Below are 25,124 nucleotides of genomic sequence, written 5' to 3' on the forward strand. Positions count from 1 at the left end.
ACCCTAAAATTACATTTATCATGGAAAGAAAAGATTTTTTAAGAGGATTAGGTTTAGTGGGATTGGGAGCTTTGGCCATTCCTGTCATTAATTCTTGCAATAATGACAATGATGAAGGTTCATCTGCCACAACTACAGACACCTCATCTACAATAGGATCTACTGGCACCACTGGAAGTTGTTCGGTAACTTCATCCGAAACAGCTGGGCCTTTTCCAACAAAAACACCAACATCATTGGTTACTTCCAATATTGTTGGTGATCGCACTGGCGTGGGATTTACCATAAATATTACCATTAAAAACACCAATGCCAGTTGTGCGGCTCTCGCTGGAGCACTTGTAGATATTTGGCACTGTGACAAAGATGGCTATTATTCTGAATACGGTGGTACATCCATGCAAACGATAGACTTCACAGCGGTACATTTCTTGAGAGGAAGACAAACAACCGATACCAATGGTCTGGTTCATTTTACGTCTATTTTTCCAGGATGGTACAGCGGTAGAGCTACGCACATTCACGTTCATATTTATAATGCTGCGGGTACATCGTTGCTAGTAACCCAAATTGCATTCCCTGAAGGCTCTGGCAGTGCAGTGGCGCTAGTAAACACTTCGAGTGCCAATGGTTATACCAAAGGAATGACTGGATATAATTACAATGCTTCCGACGGTGTGTTTTCGGATTCTGTTGCTAATGAAATGTCAACCATTACAGGAAGCGTAGCAGCAGGTTTTATTTTGACACATACCATAAATGTAGCTGGCTAGACAATTGTTTAATTCTTTAGTTTCTAAAAATGATCAAACAAACAACTGCTCAAATTTTCAAATCCGATTTACGAGCTATTTCTAAGTCGGATGTTTTTCTAAATTTAGCCACTTTCAATTTCGGAACATACCAAGATGAGTCTAGAAACTCCTTTGGCACTTTAAAGGTTTTAAACGAAGGAATATTAGCTCCCTCTCAAAAGACCAATACAGTGATTGAAACCGCTACTGAAATAATTCTTTTGCCTCTTTTTGGAGGAATCTCTTATAAAGACAATTCGGGAAATTCAGATTTCATTAGAATAGAACAAATAAAACACATCTCCGCAGAAAAAGGAATGTCATTTGAACTTTCCAACCCCTATGAATTAGAAAATGTGAGTTATTTAGAAATCTGGTTTACTGCCAAAACCGATGATTTCAAAACAAATACCAATCTATCTGATTTTGATTTTTCTGAAAGGAACAAGATGAATTTTCTTTTTGAGTTTTCAAATACTAACGGTTTTATTGGTATTTATGACGGCAGAAAAGAAGGTTTTTATACCTTAAAAAACAATTTAAATGGGGTTTTTGTTTTTGTAATCAACGGCGCATTTGAAGTAGAAAACAGATTGTTACAAGAAAAAGATGGTTTAAGTTTAAAAAAAGTAGACACTATCGAATGGGAAGCACTCTCCCAAAACGCCATCTTATTACTATTTGAAGTTCCGATATAAAATTTGTAAAGCCTTATGTATAAAGCCAAAATACGATTAGCCTACCGAATTGTGATTGACAACAGTTCTACATTCCTGTGGGATAAATATGTTTGGGAAGATACCTTCAAAGAGTATTTAATGCAAAATCAGCAATTCAATTCTAAGGAAAACCCAAAAAACACCTTTAAAGAACTATTGACCGAAAATGAAAAATCGACTCAGTTGCATTACTTGGTAGGCATTGCAGCAAATGGATATGTAGAGCAGCTCAAAGGTAATTTCCATAGGCTCACGGATGTATTGGGCAATAATTATTATCCATTTGTAAATTATCAATTAGACATCATTAACACGGATATTACTGATATATCAAAACACAAAATAGGACTAACCTTCTATTCTCCTTTGCTTGCATTGATTGATATTATAGAAAATAATTATTTGGTTTCAAAAAATTGTGAAGCCCTAAATGGATTCAAAACCTTAATGTTTCCCATACAACCGCATTTGTCCATTTGTTATTATCAAAAAAACACCTTCAATGAATCGTGTGAAAATGAAAAAGACCGCCACAATTGACGGTCTTTAGTCTATAAATTCCCTCTATTCTAAAATAAGGAGCATTTAATCCAGAAGCTACGAGAGTGTTTTTTTATAAATTCTCAAAAAAATCATTCCCTTTATCATCAGTGATAATAAAAGCAGGAAAATCTTTAATTGTGATTTTACGAACAGCTTCCATACCAAGCTCCTCAAAATCGACTACCTCAACAGAAAGAATATTCTCTTTGGCTAAAATTGCTGCCGGACCACCAATAGATCCCAAATAGAATCCACCATAGGTTTTACAGGCATTCATCACGTCTTTGGTTCTATTTCCTTTGGCGAGCATTACCATACTTCCTCCATGTTTTTGGAATTCTTCAACATAAACGTCCATTCTACCGGCAGTTGTTGGTCCAAAACTTCCCGAAGCCATTCCTTCTGGTGTTTTTGCTGGTCCTGCATAATATACGGGATGGTTTTTAAAGTATTCTGGCATTGGTTTACCCGCATCCAATAATTCTTTGATTTTGGCGTGTGCACTATCACGAGCCACAATCAAAGTTCCATTTAATTTTAATCTGGTTTTGATTGGATACTTAGTCAACTCGGCAAGAATTTCCGCCATTGGTTTGTTCAAATCAATTTCGACAGCGGGTTCTAAATGAGGTGCTGTTTCTGGCAACAATCGTTTTGGATTCACTTCCAATTGTTCGACAAAAATACCATCTTTGGTAATTTTCCCCTTTATATTTCTATCGGCAGAACAAGAGACTCCTAATCCTACCGGACAAGAAGCAGCATGTCGTGGCAAACGAATCACTCGAACATCGTGGGTAAAATATTTACCGCCAAATTGAGCTCCAATATGACTTTGTTGGCAAATTAACTGTACTCTTTTTTCCCATTCTAGATCACGGAAAGCCTGTCCTGACATATTTCCTGAAGTAGGTAGATTGTCAAAATAACCTGCTGATGCTTTTTTTACCGCTGCTAAGTTCGCTTCAGCAGAAGTCCCTCCAATTACTAAAGCCAAGTGATAAGGAGGACAAGCCGAAGTTCCCAAATCCATTATTTTTGCACGAATGAAAGCATCCATCGATTTTTCATTCAATAAAGATTTCGTTTGTTGGTATAAATACGTTTTATTGGCAGAACCTCCTCCTTTTGCTAAAAACAAGAAATCATAAGACGCTCCTTTTTTAGCATAAATATCAATCTGAGCAGGAAGATTAGATCCTGAGTTTTTTTCCTCAAACATGCTAATCGGCACAATTTGAGAATAACGAAGGTTGCGTTCTTGGTAGGTATTAAAAATTCCTCTAGAAAGCCATTCGGCATCATCAACCCCAGTATATACGTTTTCGCCTTTTTTCGCCATTACAATCGCAGTCCCAGTATCCTGACAAGAAGGTAATTCCCCATCGATAGCCACTACAGCATTTTGCAGTAAATTATAAGCTACAAAACAATCGTTATCAGTCGCTTCCGGGTCATCCAGAATCGCTTTTAGTTTTTCTAAATGTGAAGTACGCAACATAAACGAAACATCTTTCAAGGCTTCTTGGGCCAATAATTCCAACCCTTTTGGATCAACAGTCAAAATTTCTCTATCCCCTAGTTGTTCTACTTTTACAAAATCGGAAGTGATTTTACGGTATTGCGTATCGTCTTTTAAAATTGGATAAGGATCCTGGTATATAAAGTCCATAGTATGAGATTATTTTTAGAACGCCAAATATAAGAATTGTTCAAAGAATCATAAGTAAATGTTTCAAAATAATCAGGTTAAACGGTACATTTTAAATTATTAAAATAAATTCACAGCCCCAATTTTAATTATTTGCCTAGCTTTTCATCTTCTACTATAATCATTAGTATAAAAAACCTATATCCCTAGGTTTTCCTCATTATTTCACAGAAAACTAAATGCTAATTAGTAGTCCACTATTAAGTCTATACAAAAATTAACCAGAAAATCAGGTACTTATACGGTTTGGTAACATTTTAATAACAAATACATTTGTCTTTGTTATAAAATTAACCAATTAACCAAACAAACCAAAATGAAAAAAAAATTACAAAAAATCATTGCCGTAACATTTGTTGCGTCAATGTTCTCTGTGTCGGCATTTGCCCAAAAAACAGACAAAGGTATCAGCCAGAAAAATGTATCGGAGAATGGCACTCCCGTTTTAATTACTTTTAATGAGAAATCCACTTATAAAGGGTCTGATTACAAAAAAGTATTAAAAGACCAATTGAATTTAGATGAGAGTCAATCTTTCTCGAAAATCAGAACAGAATTGGATACCAAAGGCTTTACGCACGAGAAATTTCAACTGTACCAACAAGGTATTAAAGTAGAATTTGCAACCTATACATTGCATTCAAAAGGTGACAAATTAACTTCTATGAATGGTGAGTTTTACACTATTAAAAATGTAAAAACGACAGCTTCAATTTCTGCTCAAGATGCTCTCAACATAGCTATAAGTCAGATAGGCGCAAAAGAGTATCTTTGGGACAACCCTCAAGAAGCCTTACAAATGGGGTATCAAAAACCCAAAGGAGAGTTGGTTCTTCTACCTGCAATGGAAGAGCAAGGACAAAAAAGAACAAGCGACAAAGTTCGACTAGCGTATAAATTCGATATTTATGCTACAAATCCTGTAAGTCGCGGTGATTTATATATCGATGCCAATACTGGAGCCGTTTTATTTTACAATGCAACTATAAAGCATCTTGGGGAATACAGTCATGGCAACTCAAAAGCTACAACTCAAAAAACGAACCCAAACTCGAAAATGGCATTCGTTACCGCCAATGCAGCTACTCGTTATAGCGGAACACAATCTATTCAAACGTTACTAAGCGGTTCGTCCTACATTTTATCAGATAACACCCGAGGGAATGGGGTTCAGACTTTTAATATGAAAAAGGGAACAAATTATTCGACAGCAGTAAATTTTACAGATGCAGATAACAACTGGACAGCCGCCGAATATGCGAATACAAACAAAGACAATGGCGCTCTTGATGCACATTGGGGGGCAGAAAAAACATACGATTATTGGTCTACGGTTCATGGTAGAAACAGTTTTGACAATGCGGGTGCAACCATAAAAAGTTATGTTCACTATGACAATGCGTATGATAATGCGTATTGGAACGGAAGCGTAATGACTTATGGCGACGGAAGCGGTACTTATTTTGATATATTAACTTCAATAGATGTAGCAGGTCACGAAATTGGCCATGCCGTATGCGAAAAAACAGCCAATTTAGCCTACCAAAAAGAGTCTGGCGCCATGAATGAAGCTTTCTCTGATATTTGGGGAGCTTGTATCGAATATTATGCTGCTCCAACCAAATCGACTTGGTTAATTGGTGAAGATATCGAAAGAAGATCAGGACACCTTTCTTTGCGTTCTATGAGTAATCCAAAAACCGAAGGACAACCGGACACTTATGGCGGAACAAATTGGAAAACTATAAGTTGTACACCTACACAATCAAATGACTACTGTGGAGTGCATACCAATAGCGGGGTATTGAATCACTGGTTTTATATTCTAAGTGTAGGTAAAACAGGGACAAATGACATTGGAAGCGCCTATAATGTAACTGGTATTACAATGGATAAAGCTGCAAAAATTGCCTATCGATTAGAAAGCGTTTATTTATCGGCAAACTCTACCTATGCAAATGCCAGAACGTACGGAATTCAGGCTGCAATCGATCTTTATGGAGCAGGCTCTGCAGAAGTAATCGCTACCACAAATTCATTTTATGCAGTGGGAGTTGGAGCAGCTTATGTAGGCTCAACAGACACAACTGCACCTACTGCGCCTGCAAGTTTAGCAGCAGCAGGAACAACCTCATCTACTACAAACCTATCTTGGACAGCCGCTACAGATAATGTGGCCGTTACTGGATATAATGTTTATAATGGAACAACTTTAGTAACTACCGTTACTGGATTAACTTATACTGTTACCGGATTAACAGCTAGTACGGCCTATACTTTTACAGTAAAGGCCAAAGATGCAGCAGGAAATTTATCTCCAGCCAGTAATGTCGTTTCCGTAACAACAGGAGTAGTTACTGTAACATATTGCGCCTCTAAAGGAAATAGTGTAACCGATGAATATATCAGTAGAGTACAATTAGGCACTATCAACAATACTTCTACAGGCGGTACTGGTTATAGCGACTATTCTGCTATTGCAACAAATCTAACCAAAGGCAGCGCTTCTACTATTACCATTACACCAACATGGACTGGAACTGTTTATGCTGAAGGGTATGCCGTTTGGATTGATTTAAACGCGGACAAAGATTTTGATGATGCAGGAGAATTAGTATGGAGCAAAGCAGCTGCTACAACAACTCCAGCAACAGGTTCTTTTACCGTGCCAACATCTGCTACTGCAAGTTCAACCAGAATGAGGATCTCTATGAAATACAATGGTATTCCAACTGCTTGTGAAGCTATTTCGTATGGAGAAGTAGAAGATTATACCGTTACTCTTGTTACCGGAACAGCCGATACTCAGGCGCCAACAGCTCCTACAAGCCTAGCTGCTTCTGGAACTACAACAACTACAACAAATCTATCTTGGACAGCTGCTACAGATAACGTAGGTGTAACAGGATATGATGTGTACCAAGGAACAACTTTAAAATCTACCGTTACAGGAACAACATACGCAGTTACTGGCTTGACCGCTAGCACAGCTTATACTTTCTCTGTAAAAGCAAAAGATGCTGCCGGAAATGTTTCTGCATCAAGCAATGTTGCAAATGTAACTACAACAGGGACAACTGTTACTTATTGTACTTCTAAAGGAAACAGCGTGGCTGATGAGTTTATCGACTATGTTGCTATTGGCGGTATTGCAAATACAACAGCCGGAAATGCCGGTTACGGAGATTTCACAAGCCTAACTGGAAATCTTCCTTATGGCTCAAACACAATAGTTATAAGTACTGGTTTTTCAGGTGCTGCTTACACAGAATATTGGAGCGTTTGGATTGATTTTAATAAAAATGGGACTTTCGAAACTTCTGAACAAATGGTAGCTGGATCTTCATCTCTTAGTACCAATCTTTCTTATACTTTTACCGTTCCAACAACTGCTTTGGCTGGAACAACAAGAATGAGAGTTTCTATGAAATACAATGCGGCTCCAACTGCTTGTGAAACTTTTACTTACGGAGAAGTTGAAGATTATACGGTAAATATTGGCGGTACTACAATAGCAGGATTTGGTACAGCTGCTACTATCGCAGGAGAATTGGGTAATGAGAATAATATCTTTGATTACACGATGTATCCAAACCCTACTAGCTCTTTCGTAAACGTTAGAATGGCTGACAATAGAGCCTCTTCTTTCCGAATTTTTAATTACTTAGGTCAACAAGTTGATTCAGGCAAACTATCTGAAAACGCTATCAATGTTGGTAAATTAAGTGCTGGTACTTATATCATCGAAGTAAATGATGGTCAAAAAACAATGACTAAGAAATTGATTAAGAAATAATCTTTACTTTTAGAAAAAATAAAAAGCCTCGCAGAAATGTGAGGCTTTTTTTATGATATTTTATGACTATGGAGCAATCATTGAAACTCGCTTTAACCCATTATTCGGATTTGCCAAATCATCCCAAGTACAAGACCAACTTTCTATTAAGCCAAATACCCTAATCTATTGTAGTAGCCATTAGTAGCTGGGCTTGTTGTTCAGTTAGCGTTAATTATTATTTGCTACTCCCTAATTTTTTTAATTTCTGTTGCTTATCTCTAATGTAAGGCGCTAAAAATAAAAGCGACGGAACTACTAAAATAAAAGCTATTGCCCAACTCCGAAGCCAAGTAAAAATAAAACTTGATGTAAACCCAATATTAACAAATGCTATTATGAAAGAGATATAGCTGGTTACTAATAGCCCATACACAATAGCAAATTTCACGTCTGACTTAAACATTTTTTCTACTTATCTAACTTTTGAATAATTGCTTTTGCAACATCACTTGCTGAAGATGGGTTTTGCCCTGTAATTATGTTTCCATCAGCAATAACATAGCTTTCAAAAGGTTCGGTATTGCTAAAATTAGCACCTTCATTTATTAAAGCTTCGTCTAATAAAAAGGGTATAACTGTTTCTAGATGATGCTTTTTGACTTTTTCTTCGGCTTCGGTAAAACTGGTAACTTTTTTGCTGTCCAAAAGAAATTTACCATTAGATAGTTTTACATTCAAAAACGCAACTGGACCGTGACAAACTGCTGCAACAATTTTACCACTTTCGTACATTTTTGCAATTATTGATTTTGCCAATTTATTATCTACCAAGTCCACCATTGGGCCTAATCCGCCTGGGAAGAAAACACCATCATAAGCTTCTATGTCAATATTTTTTAATCTGTGGCTAAAGTTCAACCTTTTAAATCCTGCACTTTTTCTAAATAATTTGCTATTGGAATTACTATCGTCATAACCATCCTCGGGTGGTAAACCACCCAAAATACTGGCAAAGTCAACAGTATACCCTGCTCTAGTAAATTCTAAATAGGGGTCGGCTACTTCCGAAAATTCGTAACCAGTTTTGACATTACTTGTTCCAACTCTGTCAGCACTTGTTACTATAAATAATATATGTTTCATTTTTAATTACTTTTTAACAAAAAGAGCTTAATCAAATAATTAAGCCCTTTTTGTTGATTTACAGTTTTAACCTTTGCTAATTGCTTCGCCAATTCCTGCGTTAGTCAAAGGAACTCCATCAATATTCCAAGTACCATCAACAGTATGTACACCATTTGCCCATATTTTCTGTTTTGATAATTCTCCGCCAGTAAGATTGTGAATAATTTGAGTAGCTTCATTGAAGAAACTTTCTTGAATTTTGTTGTCAGCAAGTGCAAAAGAAGGTGTTTTTGTTTCTATCCAAGCACCTTCAACTGGTTTTCCAGCCGCAAATGACAGCCCATTAGGAATAATGTTTACGTGAGCTGTTACATTTCTAGTCATTACTGTATTTCCTGACATATTGTGATGTGCGAGAAATGATTCAGTTAATTTTTCAATAGCTTGTTCTATCTTTCCTTGTGATAGAACCCCTTCTGTGAGAGTGAGTGTAATTGGCATAATTACTAATTATTAAATTGATAACTTAATTGTTAACAACTATGCAAAGGTGGGAAGTAGTAGAAAAATAAAAGTTGTCATAAGACAACGTTTTAGAGTTTAGCTTTTAATTTGCTTAATGTAGAGCTTGTCATTCCTAAATAAGACGCAACTGATTTGCTTGAAACACGAGTAAGTAATTTTGGTTCGTGTTCTATAACCCAACGTAATTTGTCTATTCCTTCCATTCCCAGAAAACTATAAATTCTCATTTGTGAATGTATAAAAGCAAATTCCATAAAGTTGTGATATAAAGTTGCAAATTCTGGAAAATCATTAATTGCTTTAAAAAACGCTTCTCTATCAATAACCAATAATTCTGACGGCTCGTGTGCTACAAGAAAATCTATAGATGGTTTTTGGGTAATAAAACTTGGTAAAGCACTTAAAATATTATCTTCTAATGCAAAGAAGCCAGTCACTTCATTTCCTTTTTTATCAATTTCATAAAGACGTATGCAACCTTTGGCTACAAAATAAAAATGTTTACAGATTCGTCCTTCTTTTTCAAGAATTTCGTGTCTTTTTACTTTTTTGAATTTGAATAATGAAGAAACGATTTCAATATTTTCTTTTTTTAAAGTTGTATTTTCCTCTAAAAACATTTTAAGTTGTTGATAGGCTTTTTCCATTTCTATTTCGGTCTATTTTTTTGGTTTCTTGTCTTTTTAGGTGTTGCAGTAACCTTGCCACCAACAATGCGACTTATAATATTCCCCCTCTTTTAAAAAAACCAACTCGCCACCAAAATAGCGGTAATTACACAAATAAAATCAACTAGAAGCATCGTTCCTAAAGCGTAGCGCGTATTTTTTATATTAACCGAACCAAAGTAAACCGCAATCACATAAAAAGTACTTTCGGCACTACATTGAAAAATACTGCTTAATCTTCCAGTCATTGAATCGGCACCAAAAGTATTCATCGAATCAATTAAAAACCCTCGGGATCCTGCGGAACTAAAAGGTCTAAGCAATGCTACCGGTAAAGCATCGGTAATTTCTTTACTTACTCCCATATTAGAAAAAGCAAAAGCAATCCAGTTGCTAATAATTTCAAATAAACCACTATTTCTGAATAACGAAATAGCCACTAACATTCCTAAAACATAAGGAAAAATGGTAACTCCCGTTTTAACGCCATTATTGGCTCCTGTCACAAATGTCTCATAAACAGTAGTGTTTGCCTCAGCAAATTTCTTTTCCTTAACAAATGATAAAATCAAAGTAAAAGCAATAATTCCTACCAATATCAATGCTGAAAGATTTGATGTAAAATAATTTTTACCAATTAAATCCAAATGGTTCACATACATCAACAAACCTACAATGGCAGCAATTAACACCATTAACCCAATTACTAATGATGCGCTTTTGAAATTAATTTTCTGCTTAATTCCAACAATAAGAAAAGCAGCAATTGTTCCGATAAAAGAAGTTATAATACAAGGCAACATTACATCGGCAGGGTTTGTTGCATTAGCAGCAGCGCGATAGCCAATAATAGAAGTTGCTATTAGAGTAAGTCCCGAGGCATGGAGACACATAAACATAATTTGAGCATCACTGGCTTTATCTTTTTCGGGGTTTATTTCTTGTAAACTTTGCATAGCCTTTAACCCAAATGGTGTAGCAGCTGAATCCAATCCCAAGAAATTTGCGGCAAAGTTTAAGGTCATATAGGATATCGAAGGGTGATTTTTGGGAATACTAGGAAACACTTTTACGAACACTGGACTCAATACTATTGCTAGTTTTTCAGTCGCTCCAGAAATGATTAAAAGTTCCATCAATCCACAGAAGAATGCCAAATAGGCAATAAGTGGTATAATTAAATCGAGTAAGGTACTTTTGCATGTAGGCAATAATCCGTCTGATTTTTGAACGCCACTGAAGATTTTTACGGTTTTGTTTTTGTAAACATAAGTCGTATCCGCATTGATGGTATCTCTATTGATGATCATCGTTTGGTCTGGCGCATTTTTGATACTGTCTTTGATAAAAAGAGGCACTTGATGGATATACTTTTCGGAAAGTAAAATTGGATCGTCTTTCTTTCCATTCAAAATAAAATCAATCGTGTAACTGTTCCCAGAAAACAAACTAATAACAACAAATACAATCGAAGAAATGAAAATAACGAGCCAAAATCTACTTAATACCATAATTTATAATTTTTGTAAATGTAATAAATCAATTGCAATGTCAATTACAATATCAATATCAATAAAAAATCATTAGACATGAATAATTTCGTCTTCAATCAATAAATCTTCTCTTCTTAGGCGGAGGAAAATCTGCGCTACTGCAATGGTGTCTTTTTCGCAATAAGTCACAATACGGTCAATATCTTTATCCACATAAAAAACATGACCAACTTGGCTACCGTCGATGTCACCTTTTGGCGAAGGGATTCCGAGCACTTTACACAATAGCTTTAAAGATGTGAAATGTTTATAATCGCCAAATTTCCACAACTCTAAAGTATCTAGATGTGGAATCTCCCATGGCTTTTTACCAAATAGATTCAGTTTATTGGGAATCGCAATTTGATTGATAATCATACGGCGAGCGAGGAACGGAATATCAAATTCTTTGGCGTTATGCCCGCACAAAACGTGTTGCGGCTGATTGAAGTGATTGTTTAACAAATTATTGAAGTCGTTTAGGATTTTCTTCTCGTCCCCAAAAAAGGAAGTCACCCTAAAATTCCGAATATCCCCTTTGATGGTAAAATACCCCACCGAAATACAAACGATTTTTCCAAACTCAGCCCAGATTCCGGCACGATCGTAAAACTCATCGCCTGAGAACTCGTCTTTCCGTTGATATAAGGTCTTTTGCTCCCAAAGCGATTGCATTTCAGCATCGAGTGAATTGAAGTTCTCTTCTTCAGGAACGGTTTCTATATCGAGGAAAAGAATGTTATTGAGGTTTATTTTTTCAATCATAATGACTTATTTAAACACGAATTTCACGAATTAACACGAATTGGTTTGTTTTCAAAAAATTATTACACACGAGCGATAGCGAACGGACGAAGTAAACTTAATCTTGATTTAAACCTTCTAAATTTATTGATTTAATTCGTGTTAATTCGCGTAATTCGTGTTTATTTCTCTAGAATAAACTTTGTTGCGTAGTTGGATTTTCGTGTTCCAACAGCCATTTTTTTCGCCATAATCCTCCTGCGTAACCTGTGAGTGATCCATCGGAGCCAATTACTCTGTGGCAAGGAACAACAATCCAAAGTGGGTTTTTCCCATTGGCCGAAGCTACTGCTCGAATCGCTTTGACATCTCCCAAAATTTTGGACTGTTCTAGATACGTTCTGGTTTTCCCGTATGGAATCTCCAATAATGCTTTCCAGACTTTTTGTTGGAATTCGGTGCCTTTTGGATTCAGTTTGAAATCGAAATGATTCCGTTTCCCTTCGAAATAATCGTTGAGTTGCGAAACAGCTTCTTCTAAAATGGTTGGAATTATGGTCGAAACAGTTCCTTCATCTGAAACGGAAATCGACGAAATGCCGTTTTCATCTCCAATGATTGTGGTGATTCCCAAGGGCGTTTTGATGTAGACTGTTTCCATAATTTTGAATCGATTTAACCGCAAAGTACACAAAGTTATCGCAAAGTTCGCAAAGAATTTAAAATGGATGAAAAAAAACAAGAACCATTCGCTTACACAAATGGTTCTTGTTTTTTAGCCCCAATAATAGTAAAAATCCTTACGTGCCGCTCCCGATAATTATCTGGATAGCTCCTTCCTTCGACTACACTCAGGATGCTTATTTATTCAAAAGTATAGCGGCTTCTTTGGCAAAATACGTAGAAATCAAACTAGCTCCTGCACGTTTGATACACATGAGTTGCTCCATCATGATTTTGTCGTGATCCAACCAACCTCTTTCGGCAGCGGCTTTGATCATAGCGTATTCGCCTGATACATGAAAAACGGTTACGGGAACATTTACGGCATTTTTTACTTCGCGAACGATATCCAAATACGCAATTCCGGGTTTTACCATCACCATATCGGCGCCTTCTTCTACATCAGATAAAGCTTCTTTGATCGCTTCGATGCGGTTGGCATAATCCATTTGATAGGTTTTCTTGTCTTTTGGTACTTCGACAGGCTCAGCATCAGACATTGTGTCTCTTGGCGCACTGTCTAAGGCATCGCGGAAAGGCCCGTAAAATGCCGAAGCATATTTAGCCGAATAACTCATAATCCCTACGTGATGAAACCCTGCAGCATCCAATCCTTCACGCAAACGCAACACACGACCATCCATCATATCCGAAGGCGCCACAAAATCGGCACCCGCTTGTGCATGCGAAACAGCCATTTTTACCAAAGCGGCTACGGTAGAATCGTTTTCAACATCGCCATTGGCAATAATTCCGTCATGACCATAAATAGAATAGGGATCCAATGCCACATCTGGCATTACAACCATCTCTGGACAGGCCGCTTTGATGGCTCGAATGGCTTGTTGCATCAATCCGTTTGGATTCCAAGCTTCATGACCTGCGTTGTCTTTTAGATGCTCACTTACTTTTACATAAATATTAACGGCTCGTATTCCTAAAGCATAAATTTCTTTGACTTCGGCTACCGTCAAATCAATCGAACGACGGAATATTCCAGGCATAGAAGGAATGGCAACGGCAACATTTTCTCCTTCGGCAATGAACATCGGAAACATAAAATCGGTTGGACTTAATGTGGTTTCACGAACTAATGAACGAATACTTTCGTTGACGCGTAATCTTCTATTTCTGTGTAATGGGAACATAGGATATATTTTTAATTGAAACTTATTTTACCTTAATAATAAACTTTTTAACTGTTACAGCTGAATGCTGTTCCCAAGATCTGCAATATTCGAATGTAAGAGACTCAATTCCGCTCTTGTTTGCTTTGAACTTAAAGATCTCCGTACCTCCACTGCCAACAACACCATTTGAAACCTTTGTCGGGACATAAATTGCGTCAATAGAATCTAACATTTTGTTGGACTCGCTTTTTATCCATTTCCAAGAATATCCTGTTGTAGGATTTGATTCTAATTTAATTTCGAGCACATCCTTTTTATTTATGATGTAGTCAAATTTGGGATTTTTTTGAGCTTTACAAGACATAAAAAAAAGTGTTAAAAAAAGGATTGATAGGTTTCTCATATTTATTGATTTTAAAGCCATTCTTTAGGATTTTCTAATACTTTTATTAATTTCTCTTCCTCACTTCCTGCTTCAGGATGGTGGTCGTACACCCATTGCACGTGTGGAGGCAAACTCATCAGGATACTTTCTATTCTTCCGTTGGTTTTTAAGCCAAATAATGTGCCTTTGTCGTGTACCAAATTAAATTCGACATAACGTCCTCGACGGATTTCTTGCCACGTTCTGTTTTCGGCAGTATAAGGTAGATCTTTTCTTTTTTCGACTATCGGAACATAAGCTTCTAGGAAACTATTCCCTACTTCGGTCACAAAATTGTACCAATCTTGCATGCTCATATCTTCATTTTCCTTGCAATAATCAAAAAACAATCCGCCAATACCTCGGGCTTCATTCCGATGCGCATTCCAAAAATAGGCGTCGCATTGTTTTTTATATTTTGGGTAAAACTCGGGATTGTGCTTGTCACAAGCCGTTTTACAGGTTTGATGAAAATGAACCGCATCTTCTTCAAACAAATAATAGGGAGTTAAATCCTGTCCTCCTCCAAACCATTGCTGGACTACTTTTCGAGGCTCTGTACTGAGCGAAGTCGAACTTGTACTGAGCGAAGTCGAACTTGTACTGAGCGAAGTCGAAGTATCGTACATTTCGAAATAACGCCAATTGGCGTGAACGGTAGGTACCATTGGATTTTTTGGATGCAAAACCAAACTCAATCCACAGGCAAAAAAATCAGCTTCGCCTACATTGAACATTTTTTGCATAGCTTCCGGAAGTTTTCCATGTACTGCTGAAATGTTGACACCGCCTTTTTCAAAAACGGCTCCATTTTCGATTACGCGAGTTCTTCCTCCGCCGCCTCCTGTACTGAGTCCTGCCGAAGTATCAGGTCGCTCCCAAAGGTCTTCACGGAATTTTGCTTGACCATCAACGGCTTCTAATCCTTTACAGATTTGGTCTTGAAGATTTTGTATGTAGGCGTAAAATTGTTCTTTCATTTTGTTAGTTCATATAATTCCATATCCAATGGAAGTTCGTTGGTTGGCGTAAACTCATCCGGCAAGGTTCTTTGCCAAACAAATCCAGACTTTACTGCTACTTTAACACTTCCTAAATTTGTTTTATGGGATATAATTTGAAGCGTTTTCAAGTTTAATTCATTGAATGCAAAGTTTGAAACTTCCTTCACCGCAAAAGTAACCAAACCTTTCCCTTCGTACTGTGCTCCTATGCCATAAGCCAATTCGGCTTGTCGGGTTTCAAAATCAATTTTCTTGACGATAATAAGACCCGCAATATTTTCGGTAGCCTTTTCTTTTATGGCAAATGTATAACTCTCGTTAGATTGTAACTCCAATGCTTTAGCAATGATATAACGCTCTGAATCTTCTAAAGTCAAATTGCTGGATAGTGTTTTAGGAAAATATCTTTTGAATCTTTCGGCATTAGAAACCATTAATTCGTTCAGATTTTTTGCGTCTTTGTCATCCAGTAGGGCAATATGGAATGATTTTGTATAATGCATTTATTCTTTTTAAGAAAGTGAGTAAAAATAAGCAAAAAGCATTTAAACCAATCTCTAATAATACTCTATAACTGATATTATTTTAGCCACACCTCTATTGACTTCAACAAATTAGCAACTTTGTTTTTCTTCTTAACATCAGTAAGAATAGTAAAAAATTTAGGTCTGATTAAAACATCAATGAATCCCTTTTAGTGCTTCTAAACTTTCCTAAATATTCTAAAATTAACTCTTTAAAATGAGAATCACCAAAACTACGATTGGCTAAATATCCTGCTTTTATTTAAAATTAGTCTTTACGTTAGCTATTTTGTTACTTATTCCAAACGAAAAAGTTTTACTTTCTTGTTGGATATAGTTGTAAATGGCAATAGCTTTTTGTGAAAAATCAAATTGACTTTCTTTTGAAAAAGCGATTAAAAAATCGGCGAATAACTCGAAATGATTCCAATCAAAATGTAGGCGTTCCAAATGGGCAATCAATTCTTTTTCGTCGAAATCACGAAGACTCTCGATATTCATTCCTAAGTCTTTTAACTCATTTTCCACATACAGCAGGTCTTCTAAGTTCCAAAATTTAGGCACATAAACCAATGACATCAGCTTTTTGAGCACGTTGTCAATTCGAATACTTTCTTGGTCTCTTAAGCCTTTGTTTAGCATAATTTTCAGTCTTCAGTCGCAGTCTTCAGTCGCAGTCTTCGCATACTGAAAACTGGGACTAAAAACTTCTTACTAGTTCCCGTACTCCTTCACTGCATCAATAAACGCCTTGGCATGATCTACAGGAATATTCGGTAAAATTCCGTGACCTAAATTCACGATGTATTTGTCTTTTCCGAATTCATCAATCATTTCATGTACCATTTTCTTGATAACCGGTATTGGAGATAGCAATCTCGAAGGGTCAAAATTCCCTTGTAAAGTGATGTTCCCACCAGAAAGGTATCTTGCATTTCTTGGAGAACAAGTCCAATCCACTCCTAAAGCCGAGGCTCTGCTTTTTCCCATTTCGCCAAGAGCAAACCAACATCCTTTTCCGAAAACAATAACCGGTGCATCATCGGCCAAAGCTTCAACGATTTGGTTGATGTATTTCCATGAAAACTCTTGATAATCAACAGGAGAAAGCATTCCACCCCAAGAATCAAAAATCTGAACGGCATCTACTCCCGCTTTTACTTTTTCTTTTAGGTATAAAATCGTGGTATCGGTGATTTTTTGCAATAAAACATGAGCTGCTTCTGGATGCGAAAAACAAAATCCTTTGGCCATATCAAAACTTTTTGAACCTTTTCCTTCTACTGCATAGCAAAAAATAGTCCAAGGAGAACCTGCAAAACCGATTAACGGCACCTCATCATTCAACATTTCTTTGGTCAACTTGATGGCATCCATCACGTAACCCAAAGTTTCCTGAATATTAGGAACAATCACTTTCTCGACGTCTTGAATGGTACGAATAGGATTTGGTAAAAATGGTCCAAAATCAGGTTTCATCAACACTTCGATTCCCATAGCTTGTGGAACAACAAGTATATCCGAAAATAAAATAGCGGCATCGGGAGCGATTCTACGAATGGGTTGCACGGTGATTTCGGCGGCCAATTCCGGAGTTTGACAACGGGTAAAAAAATCATATTTGTCACGCAAAGCGATGAATTCCGGTAAATATCTTCCGGCTTGACGCATCATCCAAACTGGCGGACGTTGTACTGTTTCTCCTTTTAAAGCTTTTAAAAATAGGTCGTTCTTAATCATAATGTTTATTTAAACACGAATTACACTAATTTTCACTAATTAATTACGCGATGTTTTGTTTATTAATCTATTCTATTCTATTCCGCGACGGGATTAGGGTTATTTATATTCTTCGATTACATCTTCAACTACGTCTTCAACACTGGGTTGGTCTGCAACTATAATGTTTTTTGTTATTTTATCTAATGCCTCTGCGGTTGTTTCGCCTATGCAAAAGCAAATTTCTTTCTTTATAACATTGTCTTTCAAGTAACTTTCAACGGCTGAAGGGCTGAAAAACAAAATTGCATCGATTTTCTCCTTAATCTTTATCGGAGTCAATAGCGTTTCATAAACCTGAATCTCATTGAATTTTATCCCTGCGGCTGCCAAAGCTTTTGGTAGTGTTTCTTTACGCAGATTTCCACTAAAGAAAGTGTAGCTTTCTTGGCTATAAATCAAAGCGATAATTTCGGCTAAGTCGGCAGCATATCCCGTGTAGGCAACCACGTTGAACCCAGCTTCGGATAATAGAATTTTTGTTTTTAGTCCAACGCAAAAAACATTCTTGGTTTTCAAATCGTCAACATTCGAATTTTCCAAAACACTTTGTGCTGCGTTCTGACTGGTAAAAATCAAATTGTCGTTGATGGCATTGAGCTCGAATTCTTGCTTCTTAGTCGAAATGAAATCCTCCTCGAATACTTCAAAATCGGCTTTCAAAAGATCGTGTCTCTGAATATCCGAAAGGGTTTTAGTAGATAATATAACTGTTTTACTCATTTTTTGTTTTTATAGTAGCCTAGCAACCCTTTCAGAGTTAAAAACTCTGAAAGGGTTGCTAGAACTTTATTTTTTCAAACTCTCTTTTATAGTCGCCATTAATTCAGTTCCTCCATTATCAAGAATTTCTTTGGCCATATAATACCCCAGTTTTTTCCATTCTTGCATTGGAATTGTTTTCTCAACTTCAATTTTTTGTTTCCCATCGATAGAAAACAAGACTCCTTTAAACAAAATATCATCTTCAACAAATACGGCTAAAGCTCCAATTGGTGCGGTACAACCGCCTTCGAGGGTTTTTAGAAATTGTCTTTCGATATGGGTACACACTTCGGTATCAATATCGTTTAATTCGGCTACCGCTTGTCTCGAAAACTCATCGTTTGCCATAGCCACAACAACCATCGCTCCTTGCGCAGGTGCAGGAATCATCCAGTCTAGATTGATAAAATCCGTAGGTTTAAGGTTGATGCGTTCTAGTCCCGCAGCAGCAAATACAGCTCCGTTCCAATCGCTATCTTGTAGTTTTTGCATTCTGGTATTTACGTTTCCACGCAAATCGACTACGGTGTGATTGGGGTATTTATTCCACCATTGGGCTTGACGGCGCAAGCTTCCTGTTGCAATGGTTCCTGATTCGTTAAGAAAATCAAGATTTCCTTTATGCACTAAAATATCTAAGGTATTGGCTCTTTCCAGAACGGCGGCCTGAACAATCCCAATAGGCAAAGCAGTAGGAACGTCTTTCATGGAATGCACTGCGATATCTACTTGACCATTAATCATGGCAATATCAAGTGTTTTGGTAAAAATCCCAGTGATTCCGAGTTCATACAACGGTTTATCAAGAATGATATCGCCTTGGGATTTTACGGCAATGATTTCGGTTTTATAGCCTAGATCATTTAGTTTTTTCTCGACTGTGTGGGCTTGCCAAAGTGCGAGTTCGCTATCTCTGGTTCCTATTCGTATTGTTTTATTCATTATTTTGCAATAGCTTGTATTTGAAAAACTTTTTCGATCCAATCGATACTCTCATCTACCATAGTGTCTTCATTTTTTAAATGATTGGCGAAATGAGTGGTTATTTTTTGGATAATTCTAGAGCTTATAATTTCGGCTTGTTCTTCATTGAAGTTGGAAATTTTTTTGCTTTGAAAATCCAATTCCGAATTTTTAATCGCGTTTAGCTTGTCTTTCAAGGCATTGATAGTAGGAGCAAACTTTCTTCCTTTCGTCCAAGCTAAAAACTCCTCTTTAATTTCTTCGATAATAGCCTCGGCAGCAGGAATATGTGTTTTTCTGTTTTCCAATGTTTCATCGGTCATTTGCGACAAATGATCCATGTGAATTAAAGTAACGCCCTCAAGGTCTTTCACATTTTCATTGACATTTTTAGGTATTGACAAATCCAAAATCAACAATGGCTTTTTCAAATTCAGGATCGCTTTGTCAATCGTTGGGTTTTGAGCGCCAGTGGCCACAACCACCACATCGGCTTTTTGCAATTCAAGATGCAATTCCGAGTAATCTTTAACGATAAGATTCAATTTCCCCGCCAATTTCTCAGCTTTGTCTTTCGTTCTGTTGATTAAAGTGATGTGTTCGTTTTTGGTATGTTTTACTAAATTCTCACAGGTATTTCTTCCGATCTTCCCTGTTCCGAAAAGTAAAATATTCTTGTTTCCAATATCTGGAACGTTCTTAATAATATATTGAACCGATGCAAAAGATACCGAAGTGGCACCAGAGCTTATTTCAGTTTCATTTTTGATTTTTTTACTGGCTTGTATCACTGCATTGACCAATCTTTCCATAAAAGCGTTGGCTAATCCTAGAGCTTTTGCTTCGGCAAAACCGTTTCTTATTTGGCTAATGATTTCGAAATCACCTAGAATTTGACTGTCCAAGCCCGTTCCTACTCGGAATAAATGAGAAATGGCTTCTTGGCTTTTATAGACGTAGGCTACTTTTTGAAAATCTTCAACAGTACCGTTGCTGTTCTCGCAAAGTAATTTGATTAACTGAAAAGGATGCTCCGCATAACCGTAAATCTCTGTTCGATTACAGGTTGAAGTCACAAATAAACTTTGAATCCCCTCATTTTTGGCTTGTTCCAACAAGCGGGTTTTAGCTAAAGTGTCTAAACTAAATTTACCTCTTATCTCGGCATCGGCTTTTTTGTAGCTTAAGCCAATTGAATAAAAATAGTGATGCTTCGAAACGTTATGATTTTCCATATATACACTTTCACTTAAAGTGCAACAAAATTATTACTATAGTTTCGATAAAAGTAACGCTAAAAGTTCTTTTTGTATCGCTACATGCTTTTTTAGATTTAAATCGTTGTTTTAGAATAAAAACTGCTATTTTTGTACTGTTATCAAGGGTTAGAATTCATTTTATTCAGAATGATTCTAAATAAAAATACTTGATAATTATCATATTTTCACAAAAAAAACATCGCTATGGGTTCACAAGAAATTATAACTATTGAAGATGATTTTACTCTGATTCGTTTTCAAAACGATGGTTTAGAAACTTTTCAGGCCAAACACGAAGTAAGTAACGGCTTAATTCAATTTCATTTTGGATTAAAAGGGAAAGCCAAATTCATTTTCAATCAAGGGAGCTATATCTTGGATTTGAACGAAGAGAAGTCTTATTTGCTCTACAATCCCCAAAAAGAATTACCGCTCAATTTAGAATTAGCACCAAATACTTGGGTCATCTCTATTTTAATTTCGATTCAAAAATTTCATAGATTATTTTCTAATGATGCTGGACATATTCCGTTTTTGAGTGAAGAGAATAAGGATAAGAAATATTATAAAGAGGGTGATATTAGCCCATCCATGGCTATTGTTTTAAGTCAGTTGTTTCATTATAATTTAAATCCTTCTATCAAGAATTTATATTACAAAGGCAAAGGATACGAATTGCTGAGTTTGTATTTTAATCGTTCCGAAGACCCCAATGCAGAACAATGTCCGTTTTTGATAGATGAAGACAATGTTTATAAAATCAAAAAAGCCAAAGAAATTATGATTGCCAATATGGCCGAACCTCCTGGACTACAAGAATTGGCTGACCAAGTAGGATTGACTTTAAAGAAACTAAAAATGGGTTTCAAGCAAATTTATGGCGACACCGTTTATGGTTTTCTTTTTGATTACAAAATGGATTACGCTCGTCAATTATTGGATAGTGGTTCCTACAATGTTAATGAAGTGGGATTGAAAATTGGATATAGTACCGGAAGTCATTTTATAGCGGCATTCAAAAAGAAATTTGCCACGACACCCAAGAAATATTTGATGTCGATTAATTCGAATGTTTAGAAAAAGTAATTATTCAATAAAAAAAACTGACACAGATTTCACAAATTAGCACAGATTAGTATTGAGTGATTTACGTATAACAGTTATCTGTGTAAATTTGTGTAATCTGTGTCTCCTTTAACTTTTAATCCTTTTTAAATAAATCTATTTCCTCTATCCAACAATAATTAAAAAATAGTTAACTCTAATTTATCCAAAAGTAAGTTTAGTTACTTTTGAAACATCAAAAAAACGAAATATGAAAGGCGTATTATTAATCAATTTAGGTTCTCCAGAAAGTCCAACTCCCAAAGATGTAAAACCCTATTTAGATGAATTTTTAATGGACAAATACGTGATTGATGTTCCGTATTTGTTAAGAGCATTATTGGTTCGTGGCATTATTCTAAGAAACAGACCTGAAAAAGCGGCTGCAGCTTACTCAAAAATATGGTGGAAAGAAGGTTCGCCTTTAGTGGTACTCTCCAAAAGAATGTACGAGAAAGTGAAACCTCAAGCCAATGTTCCAGTAGCTTTGGCGATGCGTTACGGAAATCCTTCCTTACTTGCAGGCCTTCAGGAATTGCACGACAAAGGCGTTACCGAGGTATTACTTTTTCCTTTGTATCCACACCACGCGATGTCGTCTACGATTACCGTTATTGATAAGGCGGAAGAAGTCCGAAAAGAGCATTTCCCTAACATGAAATTCTCTTCTGTTCCCGCATTTTATAATAACCCTGATTACATCAAAAACTTGTCCGATTCTATTCAAAAACACTTGGATGGATTTGGTTATGATCATCTTTTGTTCTCTTATCACGGACTTCCAGAGCGTCATATTCGCAAAACCGATATAACCAAATCACATTGCAAAATTGACGGTTCTTGTTGCAGCACTCCATCGCCAGCACACGAATTTTGTTACCGTCACCAATGCTATGAAACCACAAAGTTAGTAGTAAAAGCGTTAGGAATTCCCGAAGGCAAATACAGCCAAACTTTTCAATCACGCTTGGCGGGAGACAAATGGCTCGAACCTTACACGGATGTTGAAGTGAATAAAATGCCAGAGCAAGGAATTAAAAATCTAGCCGTGGTAACACCTGCTTTTGTTGCGGATTGTTTAGAAACATTAGAAGAGATTGCCATGGAAGCCAACCACCAATTCAAAGAACACGGCGGAGAAAATTTCTTGGCCATTCCTTGTTTGAATGATAGTGACGAATGGTGTGCTACAGTAAGCAAATGGATTAATGAATGGGCGAAAGGATAGTTGATTGCTGATTTCTGATTAACGATTTGTGTCCCGAAAGCTTTCGGGAGCTGATTTCTGTAGCATCTTAAAATAAGGAATTAAAATTACTTTGCTAATTCAATAATCAATCTAAATCAAAAAACATCGCCATCGGGTCAAAATCTAAAATCATAAATCGTTAATCATAAATCTAAAATCTAAATGGCCGTAACCTCCGAAGAATTAGGAACGCAAGACATAAGGAAACTCTTGATCAAACAAGCAGTTCCTTCTTCTATTGGCATCTTATTCATGTCGGTTAACATTCTTATCGACACCATATTTGTGGGACAATGGATTGGCTCGCTTGCCATTGCAGCGCTAACTGTTGTCTTACCCATTACGTTCTTGATTTCATCCTTAGGAATGGCAATTGGCGTGGGCGGAGGATCCGTACTTTCCAGGGCTTTAGGTGCCAATGACAAGGAAAAAGCCAAACAGGTTTTTGGAAACCAAATCATGATGACTTTCCTGTTGTCTACTCTTTTTTCTGTTTTAGGACTTATTTTTAGTGATCAAATGCTATTGCTCTTTGGAGCTAAGGGGGCGATTATGAACCCCGCCAAAGAATTCTTTATACCCATCATAATTAGCGTTCCGTTTTTGGCACTTTGCATGATGGGAAATAATATCATTCGGGCCGAAGGAAAAGCAAAATTTGCCATGGTAGCCATGATTATTCCAGCAATTGCAAACATCCTTTTGGATATTGTTTTTATAAAGCTCCTGAATTTAGGCATCTTTGGAGCGGCACTGGCGACATCTATTTCTTATTTTATGTGCTTTTTGTTTGTGCTTTGGTTTTTTGTATCCGAAAGTGAATTAAAATTACAAACCCGACATTTTAAATTTCAGTTGCCCATAGTAAAAGAAATCACCGAATTGAGTTTTGTTACTTTCTCCAGACAAGGGGTTGTGAGCGTATTGGCCATCATATTGAATCACACTTTATATACTTATGGAGGAGAACATTCCATAACCGTTTACGGAATTATCAGCAGAATGTTGATGTTTGCTTTGTTTCCTGTTTTGGGAATCACACAAGGATTTCTACCCATTGCAGGCTATAATTATGGAGCAAAAAATACCCAAAGAGTACGAGAAACCATAGCTCTTTCTATCAAATACTCCGCCATTTTAGCCACTGTCATTTTTGTAATCATACTGTTTTTTGCCCGACCGATAGTTTCCGTTTTTACTACAGACCCGAAAGTCATTGCAGAAACACCCGAAGCTTTGCGTTGGGTTTTTGCCGCATCTCCCATTATCGCCATTCAACTCATCGGGGCTGCGTATTTTCAAGCGGCCGGAAAAGCAAAAAAAGCATTACTGTTGACATTGACCAAACAAGGTTTTTTCTTAATTCCGCTAGTACTTTTATTACCAAATTTTTTAGGTATTTTTGGAGTTTGGATCGCATTTCCAATTGCCGATGTTTTTTCAACACTCGTTACCGGTTATTTTCTAAAAAAAGAAATGAATTTCAAACAAAACACAACAACCAATGGAGTATTATAATTACTTAAAATCGTTACACCTCATCTTTGTAATTACTTGGTTTGCCGGTTTATTCTATATCGTTCGATTATTTGTGTACCAAATAGAAGCTGCCGATAAACCATCTCCCGAAAAAGAAATTCTTCAAAAACAGTATAAAATTATGTCGTACCGATTGTGGTACATTATCACGTGGCCATCCGCTGTATTGGCTAGCTTTTTTGCTTATTGGATGTTATTTTTTACCGATATTGGCAACACTTGGCTACAAATGCCTTGGATGCATGTAAAACTTGGCTTTGTTTTTGTGCTGTATCTGTATCATTTAAAATGTCAGCAAATATTCAATCAGTTACAAAACGACGAGGTAAAATACACCACCAATTTTATGCGATTATGGAACGAAGGTGCGACTATCATTTTATTTGCCGTTGTCTTTTTGGTAATATTAAAAAATGCCGTGAATTGGATTTATGGAGTCGTGGGTATCTTTTTATTTTCGATTACTATTATGCTTGGTTTTAAATTTTATAAAAAAATAAGAGAGCGAAATAAATCGTAATT

At 36.6% G+C, this 25,124-nt stretch carries 25 protein-coding genes; 8 read left to right on the forward strand and 17 right to left on the reverse strand.

Features of this window, described 5'->3' with window-relative positions:
- The first annotated feature begins 20 nt into the window (after positions 1–20).
- Genes FNW52_RS17730 through FNW52_RS17740 form a run of 3 tightly spaced genes read left to right on the forward strand, consistent with a single transcriptional unit; the run spans position 21 to position 2,053 of the window.
- Positions 21–773, forward strand: a complete 753-nt coding sequence (locus FNW52_RS17730; protein WP_143378819.1) for an intradiol ring-cleavage dioxygenase — start codon at positions 21–23, stop codon at positions 771–773.
- A 29-nt stretch (positions 774–802) separates the two neighbouring features.
- On the forward strand, positions 803–1,492 hold the full coding sequence (locus tag FNW52_RS17735; RefSeq protein ID WP_143378820.1) for a pirin: 690 nt from the start codon (positions 803–805) through the stop codon (positions 1,490–1,492).
- Between the two features lie 15 nt (positions 1,493–1,507).
- Positions 1,508–2,053 carry a hypothetical protein gene (locus FNW52_RS17740; protein ID WP_143378821.1) on the forward strand — a complete coding sequence of 182 codons (546 nt, stop codon included), beginning with the start codon at positions 1,508–1,510 and terminating at the stop codon, positions 2,051–2,053.
- A 73-nt stretch (positions 2,054–2,126) separates the two neighbouring features.
- Here the strand turns inward: FNW52_RS17740 and FNW52_RS17745 are convergent, their stop codons facing one another.
- Positions 2,127–3,728 carry a fumarate hydratase gene (locus FNW52_RS17745; RefSeq protein WP_143378822.1) on the reverse strand — a complete coding sequence of 534 codons (1,602 nt, stop codon included), beginning with the start codon at positions 3,726–3,728 and terminating at the stop codon, positions 2,127–2,129.
- 355 nt (positions 3,729–4,083) lie between these two features.
- Between FNW52_RS17745 and FNW52_RS17750 the strand changes: the two genes are divergently transcribed.
- Entirely contained in the window at positions 4,084–7,563 is a 3,480-nt protein-coding gene (locus FNW52_RS17750; protein ID WP_143378823.1) for a M4 family metallopeptidase, read from the forward strand.
- A 217-nt stretch (positions 7,564–7,780) separates the two neighbouring features.
- Here FNW52_RS17750 and FNW52_RS21335 read toward each other — a convergent pair whose 3' ends face one another.
- The 16 genes from FNW52_RS21335 to hemA all read right to left on the reverse strand — a co-directional run bounded on the left by FNW52_RS21335 (position 7,781) and on the right by hemA (position 20,686).
- Positions 7,781–8,008, reverse strand: a complete 228-nt coding sequence (locus FNW52_RS21335; protein WP_143378824.1) for a DUF2798 domain-containing protein — start codon at positions 8,006–8,008, stop codon at positions 7,781–7,783.
- Between the two features lie 5 nt (positions 8,009–8,013).
- Positions 8,014–8,688 carry a type 1 glutamine amidotransferase domain-containing protein gene (locus FNW52_RS17760; RefSeq protein ID WP_143378825.1) on the reverse strand — a complete coding sequence of 225 codons (675 nt, stop codon included), beginning with the start codon at positions 8,686–8,688 and terminating at the stop codon, positions 8,014–8,016.
- Between the two features lie 66 nt (positions 8,689–8,754).
- Positions 8,755–9,171 (reverse strand): 4-oxalocrotonate tautomerase, encoded by a 417-nt coding sequence (locus FNW52_RS17765; RefSeq protein WP_143378826.1) that lies wholly within the window; start codon positions 9,169–9,171, stop codon positions 8,755–8,757.
- A gap of 92 nt (positions 9,172–9,263) precedes the next feature.
- Positions 9,264–9,842: a Crp/Fnr family transcriptional regulator gene (locus FNW52_RS17770; RefSeq protein WP_143378827.1), complete on the reverse strand. Its 579-nt coding sequence runs from the start codon at positions 9,840–9,842 to the stop codon at positions 9,264–9,266.
- Between the two features lie 92 nt (positions 9,843–9,934).
- A complete protein-coding gene (locus tag FNW52_RS17775) occupies positions 9,935–11,374 on the reverse strand; it encodes a nucleoside recognition domain-containing protein (protein ID WP_143378828.1) in 1,440 nt (479 codons plus the stop codon).
- A 72-nt stretch (positions 11,375–11,446) separates the two neighbouring features.
- Positions 11,447–12,160, reverse strand: coding sequence for a 3'-5' exonuclease (locus tag FNW52_RS17780; RefSeq protein WP_143378829.1), 714 nt, complete (start codon positions 12,158–12,160; stop codon positions 11,447–11,449).
- A 169-nt stretch (positions 12,161–12,329) separates the two neighbouring features.
- Positions 12,330–12,800, reverse strand: coding sequence for a methylated-DNA--[protein]-cysteine S-methyltransferase (locus tag FNW52_RS17785; protein ID WP_143378830.1), 471 nt, complete (start codon positions 12,798–12,800; stop codon positions 12,330–12,332).
- Positions 12,801–12,999: 199 nt separating this feature from the next.
- Complete coding sequence (gene hemB / locus FNW52_RS17790) at positions 13,000–14,010, reverse strand: porphobilinogen synthase (protein ID WP_143378831.1); 1,011 nt, start codon at positions 14,008–14,010, stop codon at positions 13,000–13,002.
- Positions 14,011–14,032: 22 nt separating this feature from the next.
- Complete coding sequence (locus FNW52_RS17795) at positions 14,033–14,395, reverse strand: protease inhibitor I42 family protein (protein WP_185966030.1); 363 nt, start codon at positions 14,393–14,395, stop codon at positions 14,033–14,035.
- Between the two features lie 11 nt (positions 14,396–14,406).
- On the reverse strand, positions 14,407–15,396 hold the full coding sequence (gene hemF, locus FNW52_RS17800) for an oxygen-dependent coproporphyrinogen oxidase (protein ID WP_143378833.1): 990 nt from the start codon (positions 15,394–15,396) through the stop codon (positions 14,407–14,409).
- The gene (locus FNW52_RS17805) at positions 15,393–15,923 is read right to left on the reverse strand and encodes a GNAT family N-acetyltransferase (RefSeq protein WP_143378834.1); all 531 of its coding nucleotides are present in this window, start codon (positions 15,921–15,923) and stop codon (positions 15,393–15,395) included. Before FNW52_RS17805 ends, hemF begins: the two co-directional genes overlap by 4 nt.
- A 279-nt stretch (positions 15,924–16,202) precedes the next feature.
- Positions 16,203–16,586, reverse strand: a complete 384-nt coding sequence (locus FNW52_RS17810; RefSeq protein ID WP_143378835.1) for a hypothetical protein — start codon at positions 16,584–16,586, stop codon at positions 16,203–16,205.
- 72 nt (positions 16,587–16,658) lie between these two features.
- A complete protein-coding gene (hemE, locus tag FNW52_RS17815; protein WP_143378836.1) occupies positions 16,659–17,684 on the reverse strand; it encodes a uroporphyrinogen decarboxylase in 1,026 nt (341 codons plus the stop codon).
- A gap of 99 nt (positions 17,685–17,783) precedes the next feature.
- Positions 17,784–18,446, reverse strand: coding sequence for a uroporphyrinogen-III synthase (locus tag FNW52_RS17820; RefSeq protein ID WP_143378837.1), 663 nt, complete (start codon positions 18,444–18,446; stop codon positions 17,784–17,786).
- A 66-nt stretch (positions 18,447–18,512) separates the two neighbouring features.
- A complete protein-coding gene (gene hemC, locus FNW52_RS17825; protein WP_185966031.1) occupies positions 18,513–19,430 on the reverse strand; it encodes a hydroxymethylbilane synthase in 918 nt (305 codons plus the stop codon).
- Positions 19,430–20,686 (reverse strand): glutamyl-tRNA reductase, encoded by a 1,257-nt coding sequence (hemA, locus tag FNW52_RS17830; RefSeq protein ID WP_143378838.1) that lies wholly within the window; start codon positions 20,684–20,686, stop codon positions 19,430–19,432. The genes hemC and hemA overlap by 1 nt, the downstream gene beginning before the upstream one ends.
- Positions 20,687–20,914: 228 nt before the next feature.
- On the opposite strand from hemA, the gene FNW52_RS17835 reads away from it, so the two are divergent.
- From FNW52_RS17835 to FNW52_RS17850, 4 genes are all read left to right on the forward strand, one after another.
- The gene (locus FNW52_RS17835; RefSeq protein ID WP_143378839.1) at positions 20,915–21,787 is read left to right on the forward strand and encodes an AraC family transcriptional regulator; all 873 of its coding nucleotides are present in this window, start codon (positions 20,915–20,917) and stop codon (positions 21,785–21,787) included.
- A 238-nt stretch (positions 21,788–22,025) separates the two neighbouring features.
- Positions 22,026–23,042, forward strand: coding sequence for a ferrochelatase (gene hemH, locus FNW52_RS17840; RefSeq protein ID WP_143378840.1), 1,017 nt, complete (start codon positions 22,026–22,028; stop codon positions 23,040–23,042).
- 183 nt (positions 23,043–23,225) lie between these two features.
- A complete protein-coding gene (locus FNW52_RS17845) occupies positions 23,226–24,581 on the forward strand; it encodes an MATE family efflux transporter (RefSeq protein ID WP_143378841.1) in 1,356 nt (451 codons plus the stop codon).
- The gene (locus FNW52_RS17850; protein ID WP_143378842.1) at positions 24,568–25,122 is read left to right on the forward strand and encodes a CopD family protein; all 555 of its coding nucleotides are present in this window, start codon (positions 24,568–24,570) and stop codon (positions 25,120–25,122) included. The genes FNW52_RS17845 and FNW52_RS17850 overlap by 14 nt, the downstream gene beginning before the upstream one ends.
- Positions 25,123–25,124 lie beyond the last annotated feature (2 nt).

The organism is Flavobacterium sp. ZT3R18 (genome assembly GCF_007097385.1).
In the GTDB taxonomy this organism is placed as follows: Bacteria; Bacteroidota; Bacteroidia; order Flavobacteriales; family Flavobacteriaceae; genus Flavobacterium.